The 6,261-nt window shown below is 65.5% G+C and carries 5 protein-coding genes; 3 read left to right on the top strand and 2 right to left on the bottom strand.

Going from position 1 to position 6,261, the window contains the following annotated elements:
• Window positions 1-54: 54 nt before the first annotated feature.
• Window positions 55-774, bottom strand: a complete 720-nt coding sequence (locus AC3AYF_RS17045; protein WP_295037810.1) for a GntR family transcriptional regulator — start codon at window positions 772-774, stop codon at window positions 55-57.
• A 213-nt stretch (window positions 775-987) separates the two neighbouring features.
• Between AC3AYF_RS17045 and AC3AYF_RS17040 the strand changes: the two genes are divergently transcribed.
• From AC3AYF_RS17040 to AC3AYF_RS17030, 3 genes are all read left to right on the top strand, one after another.
• The gene (locus AC3AYF_RS17040) at window positions 988-1,821 is read left to right on the top strand and encodes an amidohydrolase family protein (RefSeq protein WP_295037811.1); all 834 of its coding nucleotides are present in this window, start codon (window positions 988-990) and stop codon (window positions 1,819-1,821) included.
• 67 nt (window positions 1,822-1,888) lie between these two features.
• Window positions 1,889-3,190, top strand: coding sequence for an SLC13 family permease (locus AC3AYF_RS17035; RefSeq protein ID WP_295037812.1), 1,302 nt, complete (start codon window positions 1,889-1,891; stop codon window positions 3,188-3,190).
• 50 nt (window positions 3,191-3,240) lie between these two features.
• On the top strand, window positions 3,241-5,061 hold the full coding sequence (locus tag AC3AYF_RS17030) for a M14 family metallopeptidase (protein WP_295037814.1): 1,821 nt from the start codon (window positions 3,241-3,243) through the stop codon (window positions 5,059-5,061).
• Here AC3AYF_RS17030 and AC3AYF_RS17025 read toward each other — a convergent pair.
• A partial coding sequence (locus AC3AYF_RS17025) for an amidase (protein ID WP_487780064.1) occupies window positions 5,058-6,261 on the bottom strand: 1,204 nt, incomplete at its 5' end. The genes AC3AYF_RS17030 and AC3AYF_RS17025 overlap by 4 nt on opposite strands.

Genomic DNA, 6,261 nt, shown 5'->3' with positions numbered 1-6,261 from the left:
TTCGGCCGATTTCGCCTTGTCTCGCCTTCGCTCGTCGAATTTGTAAACACCCTCTCAGGAAATGTCGACCTGGTAGCGGAACGTGCTGGCGGCGCCACGCGAGCGTCGATACTCCAGCGGCGTGCGATCGTAGCCGAGCGCCAGCCGCTCCACCATGACGACCGGCTGCCCCGTGCCGATGCCCAGGATGTCGGCGATCGTCGCCCCGGCCGTCTCGACGGTGAGCGTTTCCCGCGCCGATCCGATCAACTGGCCGCAATGGGATTCATAGAAGGGGTAGAGCAGGTTGCCAAAGTCCGCGATATCGATGTGCATCAGGGCATCGAAGCGGGTGGCCGGCAGCCAGATCTCCTCGTGCAGGAGCGTCGCCCCGTCGAGTTGGCGGATTCTCTCCAGCCGAATCGTCTGTTCGGCCTCCATCAGTTCCAGCGCCTCCGCGATATCCCCGGGGGCGGTCTCCAGATGGCGCGAGAGAATGCGGCTCCTGGGAATCCGGCGGTCGCCGTGGGCATCCACCTGGCGGAAGAAGCGGAACAGCGAGCCCTCGAAATTTGGGCGGAGAATGAAAGTGCCGCGCCCCTGGCTACGCTTCATCAGGCCATCCTGGACCAGTGTGTCCACGGCCTTTCTCAGCGTGCCGACGGCGACGCCGTAGTGCCTGGTCAGTTCCGCCTCGGTAGGTATCGCGCCGCCGGGTGTCCATTCTCCTGCAGCGATCTTGGCAAGCATATCGTCGCGTAAACGTTGATAGAGCGGTAGGCGTTCGTCCGTCATCGAGCTCGTTCCCTTCATGAGTGTTTCCCCTCTTCACCCTGTTTCAAACAAATGTAACACTCTTGTTATCGTCTTTAGTCTTAGGCTAGCTGGATTGCGACCAATTAGGTGTATGCTTTGGTTTGATCTATTCATATAGTTGAATAGATGTTGAGGATAGGCCGAACCCTCCGTTCGCTGTCACGTGTTCACGCCATTTACCAAGGGCCATTCATGACGCAACTGGCTACCGTCGCGCTGACCGGTGTCGATACGCATGCGCATATTTTCCAGCACGACCTGAAACTGGCGGGCAACCGTCGCTACAGCCCGGACTACGACGCCACCATCGAGCAGTATCTGGCGCATCTCGATCATTGCGGCCTCTCCCACGGCGTGTTGGTACAGCCCAGCTTTCTGGGTACCGACAACAGTCACATGGTCTCGGCGCTACGCCGGTTCCCGCAGCGTCTGCGCGGCACAGCGGTAGTGGAGCGGGACGTGGACGACGAGACGCTCGATGAGCTGGCCGAAGCCGGCGTCGTCGGGATCCGGCTCAACCTGATCGGGCAACCCCTGGAAGATTATCGTAGCGCGGCGTGGCAAACACTATTCGCCAAAGTGGCACGTCGCGGGTGGTCGGTGGAGATCCAGCGCGGGATGGAAGATCTGGACACGATCCTGCCGCAGATCCTGGCCGCGGACGTGGCGGTGGTGATCGATCACTTCGGGTTGCCCTCCGGCGAGATCGATCCGATCAACTCCCACCATCGGGCGCTGCTGTCTCTGCTTTCGAGCGAGGAGATCTGGGTCAAACTGTCGGCGACCTATCGCAGTCGCTCGAATCCGGCACAGGCGCTGCGTTCCATCGATCGACTGCGCAATGCCTATGGCCATGGCGAGCGCCTGCTGTGGGGCAGCGACTGGCCGCATACGAGGTTCGAGGATCAGGTCGATTACGACAACCAGTTCTCGATGATGCAGACGCTGTTGCCGGACGCCGGCGAGCGCCGGCAGGTCCTGGTCGACAACCCGGCCAGGCTGTTCAAGATCGGACCTGCGAACTGAAGGCCGACGGACGACACGACAAGCACGCATGAAGAGTGCATGACAAGTACGCAAGGGGAACAGGATTATGATGAGTCTACTGGTGGTGGGGGCGATCGTCGTCTCCATCATTCTGGGATACCGCACCAGGATCAACATCGGGCTGTTCGCGATCGCCTTCGCCTACCTGCTCGGTTGCTTCGGGTTGGGGCTGAGTCCCAAGGAAGTGATCGCCATGTGGCCGCTGAAGATCTTCTTCATCATCTTCTCGGTCTGCCTGTTCTACAGCTTCGCGATCGTCAACGGCACGCTGGAGAAGCTGGCCGAACATCTGATGTATCGCTGTCGGCACTTTCCGCACCTGCTGCCGTTCGCCATCTTCCTGGCGGCGGTGGTGATCTCGGCACTGGGCGCGGGCTACTACACCGTGCTGGCGTTCATGGCGCCGATCACGCTGCTGCTGTGCAGCCGCACCGGGCTGAACCTGATCGTCGGCGCCATGGCGGTCAACTACGGGGCGCTGGCGGGTGCCAACTTCGTTTCCAGCCAGAGCGGCATCATCTTCCGTACCCTGATGACCAGTTCGGGCGTCTCCGACAACCAGGCCTTCATCAACAGCTTCGGCATCTTCGCCAGCACCATGATCGTGCCGATCGTCGTGCTGTCCGGCCTGATCCTGTTCGGCCGCAAGCGCGGCACCGCGATGGCGTCGTTGGCGCATGTCGAGCGCCCCAGCCCGCTCGACCGTGACCAGCGCGCCACCCTGATCCTGACCCTGGTGATGATGGCCACGGTGCTGCTGCCGCCCATCGCCAGCCTGATCCTGCCCGACAACGCCGCGGTGACGTTCGTCAATTCCAAGGTGGACATCGGCCTGATCGCCAGCGTGTTCTCGGTCATCGCGCTACTGATGAAACTGGGCGACGAGCGCAAGGCGATCGCTTCGCTGCCGTGGGGCACGATCATCATGATCTGCGGTGTCGGCATGCTGATCTCGGTGGCGATCAAGGCGGGCACCATCGACCTGCTCGGCTCCTGGATCGGCACCAACATCCCGCCGGTGCTGATTCCGGTCGCGTTCGGCGTCGTTGCCGCGTTCATGTCGCTGTTCGCGAGTACGCTGGGCGTGGTCACGCCAGCGCTGTTCCCGCTGGTGCCGTCGCTGGCCGGTACGCTCTCGATCGACCCGATGATCATCTTCATCGCCATCGTGGTCGGTGCGCAGGCCACCTCGATCTCGCCGTTCTCCTCCGGCGGCAGCCTGATCCTCGGCTCCTGTCCGACGGACGAAGCGCGCTCGGGCCTGCTGCCCAAGCTGCTGTTCCGTGCCGCGCCGCTCGGCTTCGTCGCCGCGCTGGTATTCAACCTGCTGCTGACGTTCGTGTTCTGAACGGGACGGGTGACAATCGGCCGTCGTCATCGTAGCGTGACCCTCATCGCATGACCCGGAGCGGCGCCCTGGCCACCAGGGCGCCGCTTCTCCGTCGTGCTTTCGAAACCGTCCTGCTCGGAGTGTCGCCGTTGATCCTGTTCGACAAGCGTTATCCCGCCACGCTCGACACGCTGGTCGAGACGTCCACGGCAGCCACCTTGGAAACCTGGACGTTCGACGACCGGGCGACGCGCCGGCGGGCCGAGGACGCCCTGGCGAGCCGTGGCATCCGCGCACGCTGTCGCTCGGCCTACAAGCCGCTGGTCTGCGCCTTCCGCGAGGAGATCGTGACCGAGGGGCTGACGCGCGTCGAGGTCACCTACCCCCGGCATCCTGCCGCTCCGTCATCGCGCTTCCTGCTGGAGAGCTATCCGCTGTCGGCGCTCTATCCCGGCATCGGTTTCCAGTTCGCGGCGGGCGACATGCGTGACGAGCTGCCGGTCTACCGCCTGCGGTTGCATTACGCCGATGGGCGAGACGAGCCTCTGGAAGTGCTGGCGCCCAACCGCCGGCATCTCGACTTCGCGGATGAACAGGCGCTCTCCCCCTGCGGCTGGCAGATCGTCGATGGCGCGGGCGAAACCCTGACGACCTCCTATGAGCGGCTCTTCGCCGAGGCGATGACGGCCATCCGCGAGGCCGAATGGGACAAGCGGAGTGGGGGCGGGGAGCCCTATTTCGAGGAACCCTATTTCGAAGAGCTGAGCATCACCGTAACGCTGCCGATCGCCGATGAGCCTCTCGGCTATGCCGACGAGGTGCTGTCGCTGCGGGAAGCCCTGCACGAGGAGTTCTACTTCTCGCTGCTGGAGATGTTCCAGCGTCGCTCGGGGAGGCCACTGGGTGATCGCCACCTGCAGCCGGGGCAGATCGTACCGGAGATCCGGCTCGGCAACGGCTACGAGGTGAAGGTGGAGACGCGCGCCTACGATCGCGGGTCGATATCGTCTCCCGGTGAAGCGCTCGACGCCGTGACCCGGCCGTTAGCGCCCGCGCAGATCGCCGACGAGCTGGCGACGCTCGGCGGGACGCCGTTTTACGCCACCTCGGTCGCGGGGCGGCGAGTCGAGGGGCGCTACGTGGCCGGGCGCGACCGTGGCGTGATCGTCTCCGCCGGCCAGCATGCCAACGAGACCAGTTCGCCCGCGGGAACGCTGCTGGCGGCACAGGCGCTGGCGCAGTGCGAGGGCGCGCACTTCACGCTCTGTCCGCTCGAGAACCCGGACGGCTATGCGTTGCACCGGCGGCTGATGGCGGACAATCCAAGGCACATGCATCACGCCGCCCGCTACACCGCGCTGGGCGACGATCTGGAGTATCGCGAAGCGGGGTGGTACGAAACGGCCATTCGTCTCGAGGCGGAGCGGCTGACTGGGGCGAGACTGCATCTCAACCTGCACGGCTATCCGGCCCATGAGTGGACGCGGCCGCTGTCGGGCTATGTCCCGCGCGGCTTCGAGATGTGGACGCTACCGAAAGGGTTCTTTCTGATCCTGCGTCATGCCCCCGGCTGGGCCGACGCCTCGCGCTGGCTGATCGAGGCGGTCACGCTGGCGCTCGACGAGGTACCGGGACTGCGCGCCTTCAACGATCGCCAGATCGCCCTGTTCGAGACCCATGCCGGCGATACCGGATTCGAGACGGTCAACGGTTTCCCGTGTCTGGTCACGGAGGACGACCGCCACAGGGTACCGATGACGCTGATCACCGAGTATCCGGACGAGACGGTCTACGGCGCTGACTTCCAGGCCGCCGTGGCGGCCCAGCGGGCGACGGTGCTGGCGGCTTATCGAGCGTACCGGCGAATGCCCGAGCGTCTGCTCGCCTAGCCCGCGGACGCCAACGTCGGGGGCAGGCGGGCGAGGTCGCCACTGACCGCCTCGAAGGCGCGCGCCAGTTGCAGCACGCCCCAGTCATCCCGGGGCCGGCCGATCAGTTGAAAGCCCATCGGCAGGCCGCCGTCGCTGGTGCCGGCCGGCAGGCTGATGGCCGGGGCGCCGAGCATCGAGGCGGGGACCACCACCTCCATCCAGCGATGGTAGCTGTCCAGGGTACGACCGGCGATCTCGCGGGGCCAGCGGGTCTCCACGTCGAACGGGAACACCTGGGCGCTGGGCATTGCCAGGTAGTCGAACCGCTCGAACAGCGCGCTCCAGGCTCGATAGGCGTCGCCGCGCTGGACGTTGGCGGCGTGGATATCGCGAGCCGAGAGGCGCAGGCCGCGCTCGACTTCCCACTGCGCCTCGGGCTTCAACCGCTCGCGGGTCGCGGGATCGGTATAGTACGCGCCCAGGTTACCGGCGACGGCCCAGTGGCGCAGCGTCGTCCAGCTCTCCCATAGCGTCTCCGCGGAGAAGGGCAGGTCAACCTCTTCCACCCGACAACCCAGGTCGGCGAAGCGCGCCAGCGCCCTCGCGCACAGCGGAAGCACGCCGCTCTCCATCGCCAGATGGCCGCGCCAGTCGCCGAGCCAGCCGATCCGCACGCCGCTCGTGTCGCGCGCCAGGGCATCGCCGAACTCGCCGCGGTCCGGACGCAACGGCTCACCCAGCGACAGCGGGACGCGCCGGTCGAAGCCGGACTGGATCTCCAGCAGTCGCGCCACGTCCTCGACGGTTCGGCCCATCGGGCCGTTGGTCGAGAGCTGCTGACCGAACGGGTCGGCGGCCAGCCCCGGGACCCGGCCGAACGAGGGGCGAAAGCCGATCACGTGATTGAATGCCGCGGGGTTTCTCAACGAGCCCATCATGTCGCTGCCGGCGGCCACCGGCAGCATGCGCATGGCGAGTGCCGCCGCCGCGCCACCGCTGGAACCGCCTGCGGTGCGGGTATGATCGAAGGCGTTGCGGGTGGCGCCGAAGACCTCGTTGAAGGTGTTGGCTCCGGCGCCGAACTCCGGCGTGTTCGACTTGGCGTAGACGACCCCGCCCTGCGCCTCGATCCGCTCGACGACCCAGGCGGAGGCTTCGGGTACATGATCGGCATAAATCGGCGAGCCCTGCGTCGAGCGGACCCCGGCCACGGCCTCC

The organism is Salinicola sp. (assembly GCF_982684285.1).
Note: the sequence above shows the minus strand (reverse complement) of the source record. Positions and strands in the feature narration are given on the sequence as shown.